This is a genomic window from Aurantimicrobium sp., assembly GCF_036667855.1.
In the GTDB taxonomy this organism is placed as follows: Bacteria; Actinomycetota; Actinomycetes; order Actinomycetales; family Microbacteriaceae; genus Aurantimicrobium.
The window spans coordinates 153,644-173,422 of sequence record NZ_JAVWTF010000001.1; the positions used below are offsets into that span (position 1 = coordinate 153,644).

Genomic DNA, 19,779 nt, shown 5'->3' on the forward strand with positions numbered 1-19,779 from the left:
TAAATGAACGGTAAGTTCGTTAGATTGTTCGAAGAAACTCTACTTGATAGATTATTGAAGGAACACAATCCTCGTCTTCATGTATCTGATTATGTATTGGGTATTCCTAAGAACAATCTTAACCCAATAACCAGATTACTGGGCAATACGTATATCGAATTACATCCCAGAAATCCTGTGCCGAATAGAGGCAGCATCATCACACATTACGATAGAGAGAGTCTTAGCTTCTCTGTATCGAACATCGTGCCAAGACGACGTATTAATGTTGATAAAGAAGTTGAACTCTATTCAATCCTTGATCAAATTAATCAGACTTATCTACTAAGACTGACTACTAACGATGTCTACAATACTACCATTAAGGAATTCCCAAATGGAAAGATGTATGCTGTTATCTTAGCTAGACCAGAATCACTGCGATATACTGGTAAGGTTGAGATTGAAGTAAATGTCGATCCTATCGAAGGAGAACCAGCTTCAATGGAGTTAGTAGCAACAGTTTTAAGTACTCTGCCAGCAGCTAGTATTGATTTGGTAGCAACACTGGAAGATAAAGTATGAAACAGTTAATTACAATGCTCAACTCCTATCCTGGGGTTAGAGTCAATGAATATGATTTTGTCTTCAGTAAACCTGTTTTCATTCCCCATCTCAAGATGGATCAAGTGAATGTGAAGAGTAAAGCAAAATCTAATGGTTACATAGATCAAAACTTCTTGTACAAGCGTTATGATCTAACAGCCATTAGTGCTGAAGATGTAGTCGAAGTAATTGTAAAAAATGAGAAGACATTGCATCAGTTACTGTATGCTTTGAATAAGGTGTGCCTCTTTCCTTATCAGGAGGGTGGTCCACTTACTGTTCAGGACAAATACATGCCAATGTCAGTTAAGGATGTTAAGAACTTTAACTTACCTACACTGACTACTGGTCAAACAGTAACTATTCAAATTGATGCTTTGCCTGACTCTTATTACTTCCGTGGAAGTTTAACGGTTAAACTGAAGAAGGTCTCTTACAATGGTAGACTCACTAAGATTGATTTCATACCAAATGTAATGAGGAAATAATTTGATGACTTAATCAATAAAGGTTTTTAGAAATGGCAATTCCAACCCCAGAGGAAAAACTGGCAGCAATGTTCAATAAGGACCGTGCTGACAATAGTTTACCCCTTATCGACTTTAACGAGTACGTGTTCCAAGCACCTGCTCCTTTTACCGGTGTTCGTAATACTCGTATCTATGCACTGCCTGCTCTAAGCTCGCTGTATGTGGGTCGTATCTCTATTACCTATGACCGTATTAACTTCAACACAGTGACTAACGTCTCAGTTGTGAAGGGTTCAGCTACGACAGTCCACCAACTGCTTCCAGCTATCAACGAAGAACTGGGCATTGCCTTGGCCACGACTGACGTGGTCGATGCCGCTCTACCTGCATCGGGTGGTTTCACTCTGACTGCTACTTCAGTGAATAAGCTGTTCACAGGTAACACGACTGTTGCTTACAGAACGTAATTCATACAACATAATTGGGAGTCCTCCGGGACTCCCTTTATGCCGTTTATAAAAGTCTAAATAAAAAAGATTTGACCGTATATTATCACTCTGTGGCGCGTGGCGCGTAACTTTTGAATTAAAGTTTATTTTTTTATGTTACCTTAGGATTATTTGATTACACTGAAAAGGTTTGTAAAATGAACAAGAGCGCATTATTTGTTTTCATTGAAGGTGCAGATGGAGTAGGTAAAAGCTCTATCATGAATGCTATCCTCAAGAACTTCGTTAGCAGCAAACTGAGAATCTCTGCAACGCATTTGATTAAACATACAAGAGTCGGTACAGCTTTCTATCAGGAGTGGACTGGTGGAGCTATGACGGGGCTTCCAGCAGCGTTGGCTATGCTTGGATCTACTGTTGCTACTCTTGAAGATATCTCTAAAGCTAAGGACAATTATGATATTGTTCTGGTGGATCGTTCGCAGGCTTCTTTTTTTGCTTATCAACTCAGCGATAAGGGTCTTCGTAAACTACTGTTGCCAGCGTTCGAAGAAACACTGGAAGCAGGATTCTACAAAGAATGTAACTTCGCTACCATTTATCTCACTTGTGATTCCAATATTGCAAAAGAGAGAATGCTTAAATCTCGTGGTACGTTGGATGCAATTGAGTCAAAGGGATCTGATTACCAAGAGACTGTGAAACAAGCTTACAGCGAATGTTTCAAGACTTACTACTATCTGCTCCCTACTTGCATTATTGATACAGGTGCCAATGATCAGGAAGCATCAGGTAAGCTGGCAGTTGATTTCGTTAATCAACAATTCGAATCGAGAACCAAATGAAGAACTTTCTCGATAAAGGGTTCATGAAACTGAATCCTAATCTTATCAAAGACACCATGGGTCATGTTCTGCAAAGAAGACGTGACCATGTGTTTGGTAAAGAGAATGGGAAGAAACCTATTAAGGTTGTTCCTAAGACTGTTACCAAAACTACCTACAAACATCGTCAAGTAAGGAAATCAAATGCTGTTTAAAGAAGAGAAGGCTTATCTGGCTATTGCCAATGATATCATTCAGAATGGATCTACCCATAAAGATCGTACAGGTGTAGGTACTCGTGCAGTCTTTGGTCGTACTATGGAATTTGATCTTACTGATGGTAAGATTCCAATGCTCAGTACCCGCAAGGTTCCAATTCGTTTCCTTCCTATCGAATTGGTTTGGTTTATCAGTGGTGATACTAATATCAAGTTCTTACTTGATAACAATGTCAATATTTGGAATAGTTGGGTTATTCCAGAAACTGCTAAATATGACAATGATCCTCAAAACTTCCTCAAAGAACTTGAGAAGCAGGGTGTTATCAAGCTAGACGAGCGTTACAAAGACGTATTCAAGGAACTTGATACCAGCTTAGTCAATGCAACTGTTGCTGCTGTTACTGGTAAGGAAGTACCTACAAGTCGTCTACTGGCTGGATCGATTGGTGATGGTGCTTACGGTGCTCAGTGGCGTAAGTGGGAAGATATTCGTACTATCCCATTAGAAGATGTCGAGAAGTTCGAAGCCAAAGGTTATAAGAAACTCGCTACCTATAACGAAAATGTAGACGGGAAGAAACCTATTCGTGATCCAGAGACTCAAGAAATCACTGGCTACGAAGATATTATCGATGTGGTGGAACGCGCTATTGTTAAGAAGAACATCGATCAACTCCAAGCAGTTATCGATCAAATCAATAACAATGAGAACAGTCGCCGTATTATGGTGAGTGCTTGGAACGTAGGACGTTTGGATCAAATGGCCCTACCACCTTGCCATACGTTGTTCCAGTTCAACGTACGTCGTGGAGAAGATGGTACAAAATACCTGACGTGTAATCTCTATTGCCGTTCACAAGACTTCTTGGTAGGTACTGTGGCTAACATTGCACAATATGCAATGCTGACCCACATGATCGCTCAGGTAACTGGCTGCGTAGCTGAACGATTGGTATGGTTTGGCTCTAACGTTCACATCTATGACAATCAGATGGAATTGGCTGAGGATCATCTCCAACGTCTACCACTTCGTAATACTGTTCGTGTATCTCTTAACAAGGATATTACCAGTATCGATGAATTCAAACCAGAAGATATTCAAATCACTGGTTATGATAACTTCCTTCCACCTATCAAATACCCTGTAGCAGTATGAGAAGTAATCGTTTAGGGGCGTCATTGGCTGGCATGGCAATGGCCGCCTTGATGGCACCAAGAGCTTCAATGGCTCCAGTAGTTGTTGAAGATGTTGAATCACCAAAAGGAAAAGACATGAACTTTGTTGATGTAGAAGGCGTAGCACTTCCACCTGTCAAGCATTCGGTCGGTGAAGCTATTCAGTTGTCCAATGATGTTGTTTACTACGAAGAACAACTGAAAATCATTGCTTCTGAAATAGCTGAGGCTAAGGCGCTCGATAAAATGTCTCGTTTTACGAAGACTGCCAAGGTCAAGGAACTATTGGGCGTAATTAAGGATCATCGTAAGATCATCCAAGGTTACGTCAATAAGCATTTGGATGCAGCAAAGCATAACAAGATCCTCAGTCGTGGTGAAGTCTTCAATGCTTTTGTAAAAGATACTGCCGCTGTATCTGATATGAAACTTGCTTTGTTTAAGGAGATCCGTAAACATTGCGCAGATTCTGGTTACGTAAGTAAACGGTAATAAAAAAGTTTCAGTCCTATATCATGGTTGTAGAGTTTAGACTGTAAAAACTCTTAACCGTACTTTTAAGGAGTAGATATGGGAATGTTTCACTATGACCCATACATCGAATATGACTTCGGGAATCTTGGATTCCCGTCTGATATATCGATGTTGGTCAACAGAATGGTGAGGGAGTATCGTGAAAACGATAAACTCCTTTTCGTCAAGACCAAGTTTCAACAAAGCACTGGACTGCAACTGTTGAAATTCAATAGCCCAACGAACATCAATACGGTGATCGTGGTCTTCAATAAGACTGACCTCGACAGTGTCGATCTCAGCAATGTCGAAGTTATTGTTAAGTCAGATCAAGAACCTACTTATAACAACTTCACAAAACCCCGTAAGAAGATCGTAAAGACGAAGTTCGATCTGAAGACACAACTCTCCGAATGTATCGAATACATCAAACCTTTCCTTTGGATTGATGGTAACGAGAAGTTCGAAGAATTTGCATTCAATTGTAAGATTGGAATGGATAGTTTCAAACCCGATGCAAAGTTCCTGACTGCTGCCAGGATCACGGGTTACGAAATCATTGACCAGAACACAATCGAGCTTCAATTGAAAGGTGATTACAAGACATGGTATTACAGAGTAGACGCTCGAAAGGTAACTGCTTTTGCCATGATCACCGATCTTGCCGGTATGTTGTTAGTCGTCAGTCCAGATGGCGGCTACAAAATCGTTGGACGCGCTTTGGAGCGTCGTCTCAATTTGATTTAATATTATGGAGTAGGGCAGTCTATGCTGCCCTATTCTGTAATTTATTTTTTGTGAGGTTTGATATGGTAAAGGCAGTCGCTGATAAAACGAAGAAGGCTGCTACAAAAGTAGCAGTCAAGAAAGCTCCCGTTAAAAAGACGGTAGCACCGGTTAAAGTTGCTAAACCAGTTAAGGCTGTAAAACCAGCCAAGACTGCTACTAAGCAAACACCAGATCACTCAATAGCAGTACCTGATCTATCAGTCCCCATGGGGTTGGCTAGAGAAGCACTGGCGTTGTTTTGATCCTGATAAGGGAAGGGTAGTTTACTACCCTCTTCTTTATGCTGGAAGATTTTGTTTTGAGAACCATGTGGATCTTTGATCTAGTGATTACACATGTTTGGTTGATTAAGGTAATGTGGGTTTCCATAACACTTACAACCATAGTTCTCTTCGTCTACCATCTGCAATCGTACTATGAACTTGACTTCTTTATGGAGAATGTTGATGTTCTAGGTGAATTCAGTATGGCAAGCTACAAGATATTCATGGTACTCTTCGCTGTCGTTCCGATACTGGGTGGCATGATTATTATCTGGTCTGTAGCTGAGGGATTAGATAGTCGTAAGTTCTTAGCTAGGTTTGGTTGTCCTTAACAGCCCATCATCATTCAAAAGGTAAGATATGTCGGATCAAAAAGAAATCGTAATGGTAACCCCCCGTGATAAGTTCATTGCGTCGGCCAAGCCGAAGAAAATCATGACTCTGTCTGGCGTCGAAAAGAACGTCTATGAACTGGAGAGTGGTGAGTTCCAACATCTCGAATTCTCTGGCTATAAACGTCCAGAGTGCGAGAAGAACTACAACTTCATCCAGATGATCCCGTACATCATCCTGCGTGACATTCACCCAGAAACCGGTGCTGTCACTTACCTGACTTACAAGCGCGGTAAGAAGGGTGCAGAGAACAAGCTGCACGATAAGTATTCTGTGGGCGTAGGTGGTCACATCTCTGTTAACCAGTATGTTGACCCTGCACTCAAGACTGATCACGTCTATATTCGACATACGGCTTTGCCAAAGAACGTAGTGATGGCTGAGTTGATCAAAGAGATCCAGGAAGAAGTCGGTATTGAAATCACTGACTACTACACGATGGATGATCTACTCAATCTGATTCTCACGGCTACACCTTTCTACATCGATGAAGGTCCAGAGAGTGTGAACAGCTATCACTTTGCTTTGCCTATCGCATTGAATGTGAATGGCTTTGCTGATAAGCTCATCTCTAATGAACCTGGTGTCATTGAGAAGTTGTCCTTCAAGACTCCAGAAGAACTGGCGGTGCTGGCCACTGAAGGTAAACTGGAAGCATGGACTGATATTGTCCTGAAGAACTTCATCCCTCCAGTGATCACTGCCGAGATCTATGAACAGGCAACTGAGCGTGCACCTACTCAAGATGATGTGGAACGCGCTAACTGTTCCCGTGCTGGCGTTATTGGGCATGAGGGCTGTGGTTGGTGTGTGAAGAACAATGTTCCTAACACATTTGGTTCTGCTGCTCGCTGGCAGAATATCAATGAAAAGTCTGAGTAACTGATATAAGGGGAGTGCTTAGGCACTCCTTTTATGCTGGAGATTTGAAATGAGGACACCAAGAGCAAATGCGAAAGAATACTTCGATGGTTTAATTAAGAAGATCAAAGTCGTAATTGGAGAAAATGATTTAATCTCTTCAGGGGTTTTTAATAAGGGTTCTATCAATCCAAAGTTGTTAGACGATGACGACGATGATTTTGATTTAGGTGGCGGTGAGTATTTGATAGACATTCCTTTCATTTTCATTGATCATAACTGGTACGGTGTTTTCAATGAAAAAGTGTCAACTATCCATGATGAAGAGATTGTTCTGCCTTTCCCAGAATGTATCTTTGAAATCTCTTATTTGGAGAGTAAGCCTGTAGTGAGAGTTTCTCAGAGTAGCGATACTTTTGGAATTACACTGGAGGTTTTATCTAATACTCATGAATTGGATTTAGAACTACTCAAGCAACATATACTGTCGGCTTGCCTCTCTTTAGAGTTAAACATCATGTCTTTACCAGCCACCGCTAAAGTGGACATGAAGATAACTGAGAATCTTGAATTTAAAGGTATCACGTATGTGATGCTTCCTATTCGGAAATCAAGTCCTTCAAAAGTTGTCAGTAAAAACACAGGAACGAAACAGAGATTACACATTAGACGGGGACATTGGAAAACGATACGTGGAATTAAGAAACGTATTAAGTGGTACATTGCTGGTGATATCAAACTGGGAATGATTATTAAAGACTACAAAATAGATTAAGGATCTAAATGACATTCAAAGCAGACAAACTTCATATCCGTAAAGACGGAACTGTAACTGTTGATCTATCTAGCCCACAGGAGAGTGGATTAGGTATCATCATTGGTAAGATGTACTACAACACACAGATCTCTGAACTCCTCGGTGATATGTGTTCCGGTTACCCACACAACGGTGGTAGCCATACTCTACGTCTTCGTGGGAACTATGAAGATGTGATAGCTGGTATTGAACTGATCCGAGATAGCACACCAGTGTATCCTCATATGGCTGTCACAGCAGCTAAGATGGATCTGACTATGCTTTGCAATCAGATTCGAATGTCAGTGGAAAGTAAAAAATAAAAAGGTTACGTCGAAACCCCATAATGTGTAAGACCACGATCCTTACACTCCAGTACCGTTAGTCAAATCTTTTTCATCAACCTTTTAAAAGGAAATTACCATGTCGACTGAAAACAACGCTCCTGAGCAAGACAACGTTCACTCCATCAATTTCACTAGCTCTGATCTGTCTATCGATCAAATCATCGAAGTACGACCTGGCACCAACCTCGATGAAGTTCTCACCGGTCTGAACTCTGGTGATCTGGGTACTACTCTGAACCATGGCGGTGACGAAGAGCCATGGATCACTGATAACGAAGGCACTAAGGTTGCCAAGATCCTGGAACAAAACGTGCAAGTTACGGGTGCTGGTTTCAAGGATTTCAACCAACCGACTGAATAAGTCTTGGACTAATAAAACTAGGCTACCGGAAGGTAGCCTATTTATGCCGTCTTTTTTATTTGCCCGAAATAGTCCAAATAAAAAGATCTCAGCCATATATAGTAAATGGGAGCTTTGAGTAATTAAAGTTCTTTGTCTATCAATATTCCACACTTTTAAAGGAAACCAAATCATGGCAGTTCAAAAAGGCGAAGCTACGGCAGTCAAGGATTTCGCTGATCTCGGTCAATTGACCAAACCTCAAACCACTCAGAAGGAGGGCACTATGCCTAACAAGAAAGCTGCGGCAGGTGCCGCTTCGGATGAAAAGTTGTCTAACGAGGCCGTCCTCGCTAAGGCGGCGGCTGAAGGCCATGATACCAACAAGCCACACCCATCGGTGTTGGAACTGGCATCTGCCATCAATCCCTACGGCCCCAACATGCAAGCAGAAGGCAGCCGCTGGATTCTGAAGATCGCTTCTGGTGATCCAGAGAAACCAATGTCTCTCGAAGACTTTATCGTGGAGAGCTACCGTGACCCGGCAGGTTTCAATCTGCTGCTCGCACAACACCAAGGTTCTCGCAATGCAGAAACGATCAACGGCATTGTTCAACTGACCAAAAAGTCAGACAAGATCGACCAGGAAAATGAACTGCTTCGCCGCGAAAACGATCAATTGATCGCTCGACTCGCAGAACGTCCTGCACTGGCTGCCCTCGGCAATGACTTCACCAACGTGGTGCAAGAAGCCGTGGAACATGTCAAGAACGAAGTGACCCACGACATCGCAGCAACTGCTACAGCCGGTCAACTGGCTGTTCAACCTGGTCGTCCGACCAAACCTGTGGCAACCGTTCCTGAAAAGGCCGAACTGATCACCGTGCGCGTTGAAGAACGTGGATTCTGGGAAACCACTGCAACCGCTGTGGCTACCGGTGTGGTCGTGGCTGCCGCAGCATACGGCACCTATCGCGCTCTGGACTACTTCTTCGGCGACGACGCTTGACATCCGGTGCACTTTGATGCGTGCACCTTCAAGTAGGGAACGGTGGTGCACCACCCTCCCTGCTCTTTTTATACCAAGACGGCATAAGAGGAGTACCTTCGGGTACTCCTCTATGTGCTTTCTTTTTTTGTTTGGCCGTCATAATCGGCCACCTCAATAGCAACCCGTTAAGATCACTACCAAGGCAGAATATCCAAGCAACCAATAAATCAATCACTTAGACACTCATTTAAGACTCATATTATTAAAATAGATATCTTGGTACTTCTGTATCGTTTTCAGATAACATTGCAGCACTGGTAGTCTTGACAGAGAGGAACTCAGATTTACTAATCTCCTCAATATCTTGTACTCCAAACTGCGTACTAGTCTTATAACGATAGAAACCTTTCTTGAGATGAATGCCTTTGGCTAGTTTCAAACCATCTGGTGTGTCAATCTCAAGAACTAACGTACTAAGCTCGATTGGCATTTTATCAGTACGTGGTACAAATGTCACAGACTCACCCACTACACGTCCTACAGATGTGGCAGGAAAGACTCTAGTCATTTCGTTGTATGTAACCAACCAATGTTCATTAGTAAACGATGCATCATAAACTAATTTGTTGTTTGGTCTCAAGCAAGCTCTAAAAGGAATACGGTGAATATAGAATCCACCTTTGTATTCGGCTTTTAAACCCTTTGCCTTATTCTTACTAGGTTGTGTATTGGCCATCATGTAAGGGCCGCTAGCATAACCGTTCCATGCGTTATTTAAGGTATCAGCAACATGTACTCTAGGAACAGTGTTGTCCTCAGTCATACCAGAACGTCTACTGATGTTTGGTACAAACTCATTGAACTTTCCAAACGAGATATGGTAGAAGAAGTCTGACCCTAATTCGTCTGGAGTAATTATTGAAGTATTCTTCTGAACACCACTAGACATCAATCTAGTGGCATCCTTAAGCTCTTCAATGTCTATTTGATAGTTAGACATTAAACCATACTTTCATCTTTAGCTTCAGTGTATTGATCCCAGTTCTCTTCTGCTGTCATTTCACCCAGAGGTGTACCACCTACTTTCAACATAGACGAATCAGGTTTGTTGAGGTCATCCAAGATGACACCCTTACGAACAAACTTATAAACACGATACTTATCGTCTTCATCAACTTGCTCAATACGACGCAGCTTTCCACCTTGAACTGTAAAGTAAGCTTCGTTCTTACCCTTGAGTCGTTCAATATGGAAGAATAGCTCTCCATCGATAACCTGATCAATCTGTTTAGAGTCAGCAGTATAACCACCACCGGGCAAACGCTTCACAAAGTCATTAAAACCATCACGCATCAAGCCTTTAGCTTCAGTTGATAGCTGATGTGGTGTAATGAAGAGAATTCCCTTGGATGCCATAAACGCTTTGACACGTTCAAATAGATTTCGGACATCCTGACCAGTTGCACCTTGTGTACATCCTTCTTTACTAATCTTGGTCAAGTAGTCGACCATGACCATCTGGACTTCGTAACCTTCAGCCTCATATTTGAGAACCAGATTACAGATATCCTTGTAAGTCCAATCACTAGGATTGACAAACAGTAGCTTGACATGGAAACCAGTAGCGGACAGTTTGTTGGTGACGTACTCAGTCATCACCCCAATATCCATCTCAGCCAGATCCTTCTTGCTAAGAACCTTACCAGTTTCGTTCTCCCACATGTTCTTGTAGAGATACTGGAAGTTCAAGACCAAGCTGTCTTCGAACGAGATACGAAGCAGTAGTGGTTTTTTCTTTGGATCTTTGAGTACTGGTGTGTTGTACATACAGACTTGTTTGAAGATAGTCAAACTAAAGCCTGTCTTGTAATTGTGCTGGAGTCCATACAAACCCCATTGTTCACCTAAACGGAACTTACCACCAATCATTCCGTTGATACCTTGGAATCCAGTAATGAATCCACCACCACCTTCATTTTCTTCTTTGATACTAGCATAGACACGGTTAATGGATTCCTTGTCACTAATATCGACTTCATCAATGATAGCTGAGTCACGTTCTTGACCAACCACTTGAAATGGTTCAAGCTCAGCGATCATTGTATTGATCCACTTGTTGATATTCTTGATACCACTTCGTTTGAACTTAAACTCTGAGAATCTCTTAGACAATACTTCTTCAATCTTACCGTACTTGAAGTGAGTAGCAATTGCAGTACGAATATTGATGACAGTGAGTTTATTCTCATCCTCAGACATCTCAGGTTCAATACCTGACTGAAGAGACTCGTATGTAGATTCATCAGCACCACAATTAACTTGTAGTTGCTGGAGTAGGATATCTTTCTGGTACTTATGTGACTTATCGTGATTCACCATCTCCGTTGCCGTAGCTTTCAGAGCGTTGATGATTTCCAAATCCTTCGTGATACCGATACTAACCTCTGGAGTCTTAATTGCTTCAATGACTTTTCTTACCAGATCTTTAGTACTGTCTTCTTCCATGTCAAGAAGACTTTCACGATACAGCAATGTGATGGACTTAACTAACAAAAGAAGGTCGTTCATTTCTTATCTCTTTCATGTGAATTCTTATCACTTGATTTCATTGCACTCTAAGAAATTAATTTATCTAATAATGTGTAGCTGGTTCACTTCACAAACTGCTACAAATATGATGCTTTTAGGTAGTAGATTGTCAATATTTAACTGTCTATTTCTATAGCTAAATATGTATGTATATTGTAACGATCTACGGTAAATAAAGAGTAGGAGTATTTTGTGAAACAAAAGCACTTAATTTTGGTTCCGTTCTGGATCGAGAAAGTCCTCAAAAGAAGTAATCTATCCTTAACAGAGTCACTTAACTATTCTAAGTTACTTGGATTATTATCGCTTTCCGATCTCAGCGCCTTTTTAAAATTTCAGAACTGCGATAATTACAGTATCACATCCGGTGAAAACAATGCTTTGTTAAGCAGTTGGGAACAATCTTGTCAAAACGACGAAAGGGTAGAACTGGATTCTACCGTAGTCCCTCTGTCATGCGAAGATGCAGCTACAGCTTATATCAAGGATAGTTTCCTAGCGAATCAATCTGCGAAAGATACTGTACCGTATAGAGTTGTAGATCTCGATAGAGAACACTACGGTGTCATTATTTACCCCGGCTTTGCCGAGTACATTTTGACTAATAGTAATAAAGTGGCCTATATTGAGGCTCTTCTTGAACTTTTATATAAATACTTTGAGATACACGAAGTCTCGGAACTTCCGATCTTCAAAGATTATCTGCGTTCTATGGAAGATTCCCTCTAAAGTAGGACACCTTTTTCAGTTATTTAAACCCTTTTTTATTTGATAAGACGAAGGAATTCAAATGTCAACTCAACATCTATTCAAGAAGTCGGTCTCTGCTGGTAGCGCGTCTGCTGCTATGGAAAAGACCATTGGCGCAGTGCAAGACGTTCTGGCCCAGACTATGGAAGCTAGTGCCAACAAGGCCCTGGCTGGTTACGTGTATGCAAGTGAATCGTTCGACCAAGAACGTTACACGATGGTTTCGGACACGATGGATCGCCTGAGCGAACGTCTGACCAAGATGGGTACTGATCTGGGCCTCGAAAGCTTCAGCGGTTCGCAACTGGGTTCGGCTATCGGTGCCGCTATCGCTATCTCCGACGTTGGCGCTTTCGCTAAGACGAAGATCTCTTCTGTGAACGTGAAGCCCGGCCTGAGCGCTGATGGCCGTACCTTCAACAGCGTGATCGGTATGGAAGGTCTGGCAGATGCGTTTGAACAACGCGTTGCTGTGGAAAACTTCGACGAGCGTGACAACCGTAACGCTGAAGTTCTGTCCGTGACCTACAACCTGGAAGCTGGTCGTCAGAATGAATTCGGCGAAACCTTCTTCCCAACCGTGCCCGTGTCTAACGACAACGTTGGTGTGGCTGTGTCGATCCGTCTGGTGACTGTGTTCGAAGACTTCAAGCGTTCGACTGAAGGCAAGCTGGCTTCGTTCAACCGTCGTAACGTGGTTCGCGCTATGCTCGACCACACCATCCTGAAGAACGAAGGCACCCGTGTGGTTCCAGTGTTCCTGGCTGGTAATGCTAATAACAACGCTAACTTCGACGTGAGCGCTGTTGGTGCATACGACAAGGATCTGGAAGGTGAAACCATCCGTACGGCTCCTCTGAAGTTCAACCAAGTTATTGGTGACGTGATTGGTCTGTCCTCGACTCAAGCCCTGATCGACAGCGGCCTGATGAACAACGGTGACACGCTTGATCCGGCTATCCAACTGGACGCCATCTACCTGAAGTTGGGTGCCGACGTTCTGAAGATGCGTCTGAATGGTCTGGCAAAGACTGGTTTCATTGCCGCTCCTGAAGATGACAGCCGTACTCAAGTTCTGAACTTCGATACGAAGACCCTGAACATTTCGGAAATCACCAAGCAATTTGATGGCTCCGATCTGGTGGATCTGGTTGAAGTGAAGAACCAAAAGCTGACTCTGCAACTGGGCGCTAAGGTGACTGGTGACGTGTCGGTGTCGACTGGCCAACTGCGTGTGTACGCTCTGGATCTGCATGTTCTGCATGTGTTCAATGAAGATGGCGAAGCTCTGCCTCTGACTTCTGGTATTGGCCAGACTCTGTCGGCTCTGGTGAGCAAGACCACTTCGTTCGTTGGTTACGATATCAAGGCATATCGCTCCAACCTGAACCGTCGTCAACGTGGCCAATTGCTGGACACGACCGTGTACAACCAGATCTGGACTGTGCCTCTGCGTAGCCCGATCACTGTGCCACGTCCTGTGAACAGCACCAGCCAAACTGATGCAGCCGATCTGGCAGCTCTGATTGCAGCTACCTTCGTTCGTACTTCTAACGAAGCCGTGACGACTCTGCTGAACACTGCTGAGCAACTGGGTGAATACACTGCTGGTAAGGCAAACGTGGAAGGCGGTATCGCTCCCGACATGTTCGGTGTGGCTCGTTTCCTGGTGAAGCCTACCTTCGTTGGTCTGAAGATCGATGTGAACGCTGTGATCAACAGCATCTCGTCGCACGAAAAGAACAAGGACATCTCTGCTGTCCTGATCTCTGCAATCCGTGACGTGGCTTACCGCGCTTACCGTGATTCAGGTTTCCAAGCTATGATTGAAACTGGTGCTGCTGGTATCTCCGGTAACCCAACGATCATGGTCGGTACTGACCCGATGACTGCTCGTTACCTGATCGTGGACGGTGATACCCGTTCGTTCGGTCCTGACTTCGAGTTCAAGGTTGTTACCACTCCTGACGAGCGTATGCAAGGTCAGATCGCTGTGGCATTCGGCTACCCATCGCAAGGTGAGAACAGCCTGAACCCAGCCCACTTCGGTAACATGCTGTGGTCGCCTGAGATGACTCTGGTTCTGCCAATGCAGCGTTCGGGTGGTGTGCAAAAGGAACTGGTGGTTTCGCCACGTTTCCGTCACATCGTGAACGTGCCTGTGATGGGTTGGATCGAGGCTTCCGGTATCCCACAAGTGGTTACCAGCCGCGTGCCTCTGCACTTCAAGGAACTGCCTTAATCTTAAGGGTCCCTCTAGCAATAGGGGGATTAGTTTCCAAATTAAAAAGGGAGTCCTTAGGGGCTCCCTTTTTATGCTGTGTCTTTTTCAATTAATAATATTTCAGCGATATATACTGATTAGGAGTAATATCACTTAACCTCTTTTAAAGGAAAAGAAATGACAGGAAAAGCCAGAACTATTACAGAGCTTATCACATATTCTGTAACCAATCCACCTGAACACTCTAATTGTGTTGTCGTGGTTGATCGTGATCCAAGCAATAAGACAGAATTGATTGCAGGCGCATTCTATAAGGATGGCTGCTGGTATGGTATTACGACTCGTGAAGGGTTCGAAATCCATCCCGATTCGTATTGGTTCGAAATCCCACGTTAAAGGAATATCATGGCTGCAAGTCGCTACGCTTTTATGACACCTACTCGTTTGTCTGAATATGAGAATCCTAGTATTCGGTCTTGTGTTCATAACCTGAGAACCAATGCTGGTAGCAAAATTCAAGCTATCAAAACATCACTGTATCATGCACACGTTGAAAACGATGTAACCAAACATGATACAATTGTCCTAGGCCATTACGATGTAGAAAGTAGCGATTACATCAACATTGGTGAATTCAGCACAATGGAATTGGGTGACTGGGTTATCACTGATATTCCTACATATCAGGAAGGTAATGTGGCTGAATACTTGCACTCTCGCAAGATCAAGAATCACTACAACTATCTTCACTATATGTGGGAAGATTTCCATAAAGCTGTCTTTGGTAAAACAGCATCTGAATCATTCCGTGGCGGGATGATTGGCGCCCATGGCGACAAAGTTTACGGCTACTGTGATGAATGGGAAGAAAAGAATATCCCTTTTTATCATGGTGCTCTACTTTATCTACTCACTTACATTGAAAGTGAGATGGTTGGTTATACGAAGTCGCAATCTAGTGAATTCGTAATCAATAAGTATCAACATTATCTTCCAAAGATAATTGAGACTGAAAACATACAACTCATCAGCGCACTGGCGTTGGCTGAAAATAAGCAAGGTCTTGGTTATTGATTAGTAGAAAGGAATCATCATGGTAGATATTTTTGCATGGTATAAAGTGGCGTTCTTCCGTAGCTGGATTAATCGTCTGCGTGGATGGGCTATGCTCAAGTCTTATAAGTTCAGGCACTGGGCTTTTCGATGGAATTGTGAGGCAGTGCAAGACGGTAGCTCTATCGTCTTTACTTTGTTCAATCGTGTCCATTTCTTGAAGTACAAGGAACATACCTTGGTCAAGTTTGGCCACCCTTCCAAGTTCAAGTTCGAAGAAGCTGCGAAGTATGTCAACGCCCGAAAAGACTAATCAGCCTCTCCATCCTGTTGTAGTTCTTATGGCTGTAGCTGCTGTGATCCTAGGAGTAACAGCTATAATCGGGACTGCTATGGAAATATTTCCTCTTGGAAGTAGACCGCCTGTTAAGACAGAACTCCAGCGGGAACTTGAAAAAGACGACTGTACATTACTCTCTGAGGCACCTACCGGTAAACAGTTCTACTGCGGTAAAGCGTGTTGGAAAAAAGAGATACGTATAGAGTATCAATGTAAATCAGGAATAAAGGTAATTATCAAATGAACAACCAAGTCAAATGGGTTGAGATCGAGTTCACTGGTTATCCCTCTACCTGGGAAGAACTCATGATCGTAACCAACAACGGCCTGTATCCCTGGTAAAGGAAAAACGTTATGACTCAACCAATCAGCAAGGAAGAAGAAAAGTTCATCCGCCAGACAGCGTGTGTCAGTCCGAGAAACATTGATCTACCTACTCTGGATTTGGATGATGGCGATATTCCTGACCAAAAGGAAGATTGCCCTTCTCATATGTCTGTCCTTGCAACCTTCAAGTCGTTGTATGGAAATGAGCTGGATCTGACAGAAATGTCAGGTAGTGGTTATGGTCGTTTCGTTGACCGTAAGACTGAAGTCATCTGGCGAGCTTTCAAAGCTGCTCTTCGCCAGCAAAAGAAAGCAATCAGTCGCTCTATGGGGCAGCTTCGCCGTAAGGTTGAAGGTAATCTCAAAGAGGATCACAACTACATCATCGGGATGGAAGTCGATGATAACACCGTACAGTTTGGTTTCAGACCTTACCGTCATGAGTCCCTCAAGGACGCTCTCAAGCAAGCTGACAGGTTGCTTAAGAATCACAACCGCAGCTATTCTGTTTTCAAACGAGTAGGCCGTGTTGGTGAGGAACTCAAAGATACACCAGTGTGTCTTACGAAGCAAAAGGAATATGGTAAACCAACCATAAATCCTTTCAAGCTCTTCACTGAACTCCAGAATTACGTTACTAATAGTGTTTACGGTGATGCGCCAACTGGTATTGTAATAACACTTGATGGTAAGTATCGTGTTGAAACGGTAACCTTTGGAAGGTGGGTCGATTTCGACACATATCCAGGGGCTATTGGTTTTATAAGTGATTGGATCAAAAAGGAAAAAGACTTCGCTAAGTCTATCGAAGCTAAAGTAGCAGCTTCTAAATAAAGCTACCACAATCTCTATCCATCTTTAAAAGGAAATCAAAATGTCTGAAGTAAAAACTGGTCGCTATTCTATCGGTGAAGAAATCTACGCTTGTGTGTTTGTCTACAATGACCGCATCTCCACCAGTCAACCGTACATGATGTGGTCTAATGAAACGCCCACAGATATCAAGTTCATCAAACTGACTGTCAAGGAGCACCACAAGGTGCCTGGTGATTATGATGATGAAGTCAAATACGACGGCTATATCCTGGCTGCTGATGATGGAACGATCTTCACCAACCAATATCCTCGGGCCAGTTATGGTCAATTGAGTGATCGTGGTGACCGAATCTTCCACATTGACTTCCGTGGAAAGACTGAAGAAGACTTCAAGAAGATGTTCGATAATCAGGTTAAAGTACCTCACGAATATGTGATAATTAATGAAGTCTTCACTCCTATGTTCAAGACCGTAACCTTGGACAAGGATAAGTTGTCCGATGGACTTGGCGTCAAGCTGTCCTTGTTGATCAACCATTTCAAGGATAACTTTGCCAAGTTGTTCCCTGATATGGAATTGGTCACAGCACCACACATCTTCAAGAGAAACGATGGCACTGAAAGCAGCTATCCTAATATCTTGGAGACCACCGTAGTCAAGAAAGAAAAGAAGGAAGAGAATGTTTGAGTCGAATGTGTTTGATTTCTTCTCGGATGAAGACATTAAAAAGCCTATCAATCTAAAGGCTATCATTGGACCAGATTTGATCTATGATCATAATCTAGATCCAGAGACTTTCACAGGTAAAATCTGTGGTTGCGCTATGGTTCAGTCCAAGGAACTCTTCAAGGAGATCAAAGTCCTCTCTGGTGCGTTTGGTAACCATGATTCGCTCTATAACGACTATCGCTATAGTCGTGAAGAGTACCATGAGTTGAATCCAGATAAGCCAAAGATCCCGATGATCGAATTGGGATGCTTGTATGGTTTTGTTACTGATAACGGATACTTCCTCACTCGCTTCCAAGCCTGTCAGGTTGGTATGCGTAATGGTCAGGTGCAAAGCAAATACGAGACAGCGATCAAATCCTATTCTGTGAAGAAATGGGAACGCAACCCTTATCCACCTTCCGAGTTTGTGATCAAAGCCTAAAGGCATAAAAAGAGAGTACCTTCGGGTACTCTCTTTATGATCCTTTTCTTTTTTGTTCCTAAACTTTTATAACAATATATTATTATACTGGATTTAGTGAGAAGCTTGATTTTGGAAAGAAAGGGGTTCATTAAATATGGTAATGCCAAGTTTTTACCGGGAGCAGAAAACGGCAAAAGTATCATTGTGGAAAAACATTTCAAATGATCATGGTCGTGGGCTCAATCTTATTGTCCAGGGACAACCTCCAATTTTTAAGGAGGAGGTGCAGTATTTCAACAACATGGGGTTTCCGGTAAGCACCATGAATAGCACAGGGGTGCGTGTTGAATACAATAGTATTGATATTGATGGAATCCCAAAAGGGTTCATGATCGTGTTCAAGTATAAAGTGTCATCATCGGCACTCGAACGCTTTCGTAGCTTCATCTTCAATATCCCCAAGGACACGGACAACATTGTTCTGCAAGAGTTGGTAAAAGACTTCAATCTGTTTTACGCAAAACAACGGAATCGTACTCTTCAGTATATGGAGAGTTACAATTTCGATTTCGTGATGTATGTGGATGCAGAGGAAATGTCGGGTGTAGATACGGTATACATCCCAGAATGTAATATGACGCTAACCAGCGTACCATTGTTTCAAATGTCCAGTAATCCAACACTGGCCATGCGTTACAATCTCAAGCCACTGAGAGTTTATGCTAGCGATGAATACCGCGATGGATTCAAGTACGCAAAGACTATTCAGGTTGTTGCACCGGATCATGTACCGGACAACTATTTCTATTTCCTGGGCAAGCAAGTTTGCATGACAGAAGCTGTCATGATGAAAGGTACTGAAGAAGGTATTCGGATCATAACGCATCAGTTCGATGACCAGAACAAAAGGTTTAACGTAGTGACAGAGTTCATTCCTATTGCGAAAGCTGTAGAAAATGGATTTTTTAGAACTAAGGGAGATCTTTTGATTAATGGTGACCCCGAAGAAGTAGCACGCCGAAAGTTGGTTGAAGACCGTATTGAATTGGAACGTGTAAGGTTCTCCACCGAGCACAAGAAAGCCGCTGCTGAAGATGTAAAGCTTGACATTCGTCGTGTCGAGTTGAAAACAGAAGTAGTGAAAGCTAGTACGGAAAACAAACGACAAGTCTTCGAGAATGCGAAGATAGATGATCGCTTTGAGATTCTCCATCTTGAATCCACGTTAAACCGTGAGAAGATTGTTGGTGATATTGCGCGTGAACGGCTTGGAGCATTTACCGAAATGGTTAGTGCGAAGATGAAGATTGAAACTGCTGGATTTCTCAACACGCTTGAACATGACCGTTTGGTATTCAAACATCAAATGGAAAAAGAAACGAGTCTGCTGTCCATCGAGACAGCGAGAGAGAAAGCAGATATCGAATCAAAGGCGGCTACACGAAAGAACCTTGATGAGACCCTTAAGTTGGGTAGCGTGGTAGGTGGGCTCATTAATCGCATCTTCTAGTCATCTTTGAAAGGAT

General features: G+C 42.9%; 25 protein-coding genes. 23 read left to right on the forward strand and 2 right to left on the reverse strand.

Features of this window, described 5'->3' with window-relative positions:
• Window positions 1-3 precede the first annotated feature (3 nt).
• The 13 genes from RR877_RS00740 (at window position 4) to RR877_RS00800 (ending at window position 9,036) form a co-directional block, all read left to right on the forward strand.
• Entirely contained in the window at window positions 4-564 is a 561-nt protein-coding gene (locus tag RR877_RS00740) for a hypothetical protein (protein WP_332627414.1), read from the forward strand.
• On the forward strand, window positions 561-1,073 hold the full coding sequence (locus tag RR877_RS00745) for a hypothetical protein (RefSeq protein WP_332627416.1): 513 nt from the start codon (window positions 561-563) through the stop codon (window positions 1,071-1,073). Before RR877_RS00740 ends, RR877_RS00745 begins: the two co-directional genes overlap by 4 nt.
• A gap of 32 nt (window positions 1,074-1,105) precedes the next feature.
• Window positions 1,106-1,522, forward strand: coding sequence for a hypothetical protein (locus RR877_RS00750; protein WP_332627417.1), 417 nt, complete (start codon window positions 1,106-1,108; stop codon window positions 1,520-1,522).
• 179 nt (window positions 1,523-1,701) lie between these two features.
• Window positions 1,702-2,349, forward strand: a complete 648-nt coding sequence (locus tag RR877_RS00755) for a hypothetical protein (protein ID WP_332627419.1) — start codon at window positions 1,702-1,704, stop codon at window positions 2,347-2,349.
• A 183-nt stretch (window positions 2,350-2,532) separates the two neighbouring features.
• Window positions 2,533-3,705, forward strand: coding sequence for a thymidylate synthase (thyA, locus tag RR877_RS00760; protein WP_332627421.1), 1,173 nt, complete (start codon window positions 2,533-2,535; stop codon window positions 3,703-3,705).
• Window positions 3,706-3,728: 23 nt separating this feature from the next.
• Window positions 3,729-4,217, forward strand: coding sequence for a hypothetical protein (locus RR877_RS00765; RefSeq protein ID WP_332627423.1), 489 nt, complete (start codon window positions 3,729-3,731; stop codon window positions 4,215-4,217).
• Between the two features lie 78 nt (window positions 4,218-4,295).
• Entirely contained in the window at window positions 4,296-4,985 is a 690-nt protein-coding gene (locus RR877_RS00770) for a hypothetical protein (protein ID WP_332627425.1), read from the forward strand.
• Window positions 4,986-5,047: 62 nt separating this feature from the next.
• Window positions 5,048-5,269 (forward strand): hypothetical protein, encoded by a 222-nt coding sequence (locus RR877_RS00775; RefSeq protein WP_332627427.1) that lies wholly within the window; start codon window positions 5,048-5,050, stop codon window positions 5,267-5,269.
• 405 nt (window positions 5,270-5,674) lie between these two features.
• Window positions 5,675-6,565 carry a hypothetical protein gene (locus tag RR877_RS00780; protein ID WP_332627428.1) on the forward strand — a complete coding sequence of 297 codons (891 nt, stop codon included), beginning with the start codon at window positions 5,675-5,677 and terminating at the stop codon, window positions 6,563-6,565.
• Window positions 6,566-6,614: 49 nt separating this feature from the next.
• Entirely contained in the window at window positions 6,615-7,319 is a 705-nt protein-coding gene (locus tag RR877_RS00785) for a hypothetical protein (RefSeq protein WP_332627430.1), read from the forward strand.
• An 8-nt stretch (window positions 7,320-7,327) separates the two neighbouring features.
• Window positions 7,328-7,663, forward strand: coding sequence for a hypothetical protein (locus RR877_RS00790; protein ID WP_332627432.1), 336 nt, complete (start codon window positions 7,328-7,330; stop codon window positions 7,661-7,663).
• 100 nt (window positions 7,664-7,763) lie between these two features.
• Window positions 7,764-8,048: a hypothetical protein gene (locus RR877_RS00795; RefSeq protein ID WP_332627433.1), complete on the forward strand. Its 285-nt coding sequence runs from the start codon at window positions 7,764-7,766 to the stop codon at window positions 8,046-8,048.
• A gap of 172 nt (window positions 8,049-8,220) precedes the next feature.
• Complete coding sequence (locus RR877_RS00800) at window positions 8,221-9,036, forward strand: hypothetical protein (protein WP_332627435.1); 816 nt, start codon at window positions 8,221-8,223, stop codon at window positions 9,034-9,036.
• Between the two features lie 244 nt (window positions 9,037-9,280).
• Here the strand turns inward: RR877_RS00800 and RR877_RS00805 are convergent, their stop codons facing one another.
• Window positions 9,281-10,018 (reverse strand): hypothetical protein, encoded by a 738-nt coding sequence (locus RR877_RS00805; RefSeq protein ID WP_332627436.1) that lies wholly within the window; start codon window positions 10,016-10,018, stop codon window positions 9,281-9,283.
• Window positions 10,018-11,586: a DnaB family ATPase gene (locus RR877_RS00810; protein WP_332627437.1), complete on the reverse strand. Its 1,569-nt coding sequence runs from the start codon at window positions 11,584-11,586 to the stop codon at window positions 10,018-10,020. Before RR877_RS00810 ends, RR877_RS00805 begins: the two co-directional genes overlap by 1 nt.
• 213 nt (window positions 11,587-11,799) lie before the next feature.
• Here RR877_RS00810 and RR877_RS00815 point away from each other — a divergent pair, with 213 nt between their 5' ends.
• The 10 genes from RR877_RS00815 to RR877_RS00860 all read left to right on the forward strand — a co-directional run bounded on the left by RR877_RS00815 (window position 11,800) and on the right by RR877_RS00860 (window position 19,763).
• A complete protein-coding gene (locus tag RR877_RS00815) occupies window positions 11,800-12,336 on the forward strand; it encodes a hypothetical protein (RefSeq protein WP_332627438.1) in 537 nt (178 codons plus the stop codon).
• 61 nt (window positions 12,337-12,397) lie between these two features.
• Window positions 12,398-14,599 (forward strand): hypothetical protein, encoded by a 2,202-nt coding sequence (locus RR877_RS00820; RefSeq protein WP_332627439.1) that lies wholly within the window; start codon window positions 12,398-12,400, stop codon window positions 14,597-14,599.
• A 159-nt stretch (window positions 14,600-14,758) separates the two neighbouring features.
• Window positions 14,759-14,977 carry a hypothetical protein gene (locus tag RR877_RS00825; RefSeq protein WP_332627441.1) on the forward strand — a complete coding sequence of 73 codons (219 nt, stop codon included), beginning with the start codon at window positions 14,759-14,761 and terminating at the stop codon, window positions 14,975-14,977.
• Between the two features lie 9 nt (window positions 14,978-14,986).
• The gene (locus RR877_RS00830; protein ID WP_332627442.1) at window positions 14,987-15,655 is read left to right on the forward strand and encodes a hypothetical protein; all 669 of its coding nucleotides are present in this window, start codon (window positions 14,987-14,989) and stop codon (window positions 15,653-15,655) included.
• A 19-nt stretch (window positions 15,656-15,674) separates the two neighbouring features.
• Window positions 15,675-15,947, forward strand: coding sequence for a hypothetical protein (locus RR877_RS00835; RefSeq protein ID WP_332627443.1), 273 nt, complete (start codon window positions 15,675-15,677; stop codon window positions 15,945-15,947).
• On the forward strand, window positions 15,925-16,218 hold the full coding sequence (locus tag RR877_RS00840) for a hypothetical protein (protein ID WP_332627444.1): 294 nt from the start codon (window positions 15,925-15,927) through the stop codon (window positions 16,216-16,218). The genes RR877_RS00835 and RR877_RS00840 overlap by 23 nt, the downstream gene beginning before the upstream one ends.
• A gap of 110 nt (window positions 16,219-16,328) precedes the next feature.
• Window positions 16,329-17,135 (forward strand): hypothetical protein, encoded by an 807-nt coding sequence (locus RR877_RS00845; RefSeq protein ID WP_332627446.1) that lies wholly within the window; start codon window positions 16,329-16,331, stop codon window positions 17,133-17,135.
• Window positions 17,136-17,175: 40 nt separating this feature from the next.
• Window positions 17,176-17,805, forward strand: coding sequence for a hypothetical protein (locus RR877_RS00850; RefSeq protein WP_332627447.1), 630 nt, complete (start codon window positions 17,176-17,178; stop codon window positions 17,803-17,805).
• The gene (locus tag RR877_RS00855) at window positions 17,798-18,271 is read left to right on the forward strand and encodes a hypothetical protein (protein ID WP_332627448.1); all 474 of its coding nucleotides are present in this window, start codon (window positions 17,798-17,800) and stop codon (window positions 18,269-18,271) included. The genes RR877_RS00850 and RR877_RS00855 overlap by 8 nt, the downstream gene beginning before the upstream one ends.
• 136 nt (window positions 18,272-18,407) lie before the next feature.
• The gene (locus RR877_RS00860) at window positions 18,408-19,763 is read left to right on the forward strand and encodes a hypothetical protein (protein ID WP_332627449.1); all 1,356 of its coding nucleotides are present in this window, start codon (window positions 18,408-18,410) and stop codon (window positions 19,761-19,763) included.
• Window positions 19,764-19,779: the final 16 nt, after the last annotated feature.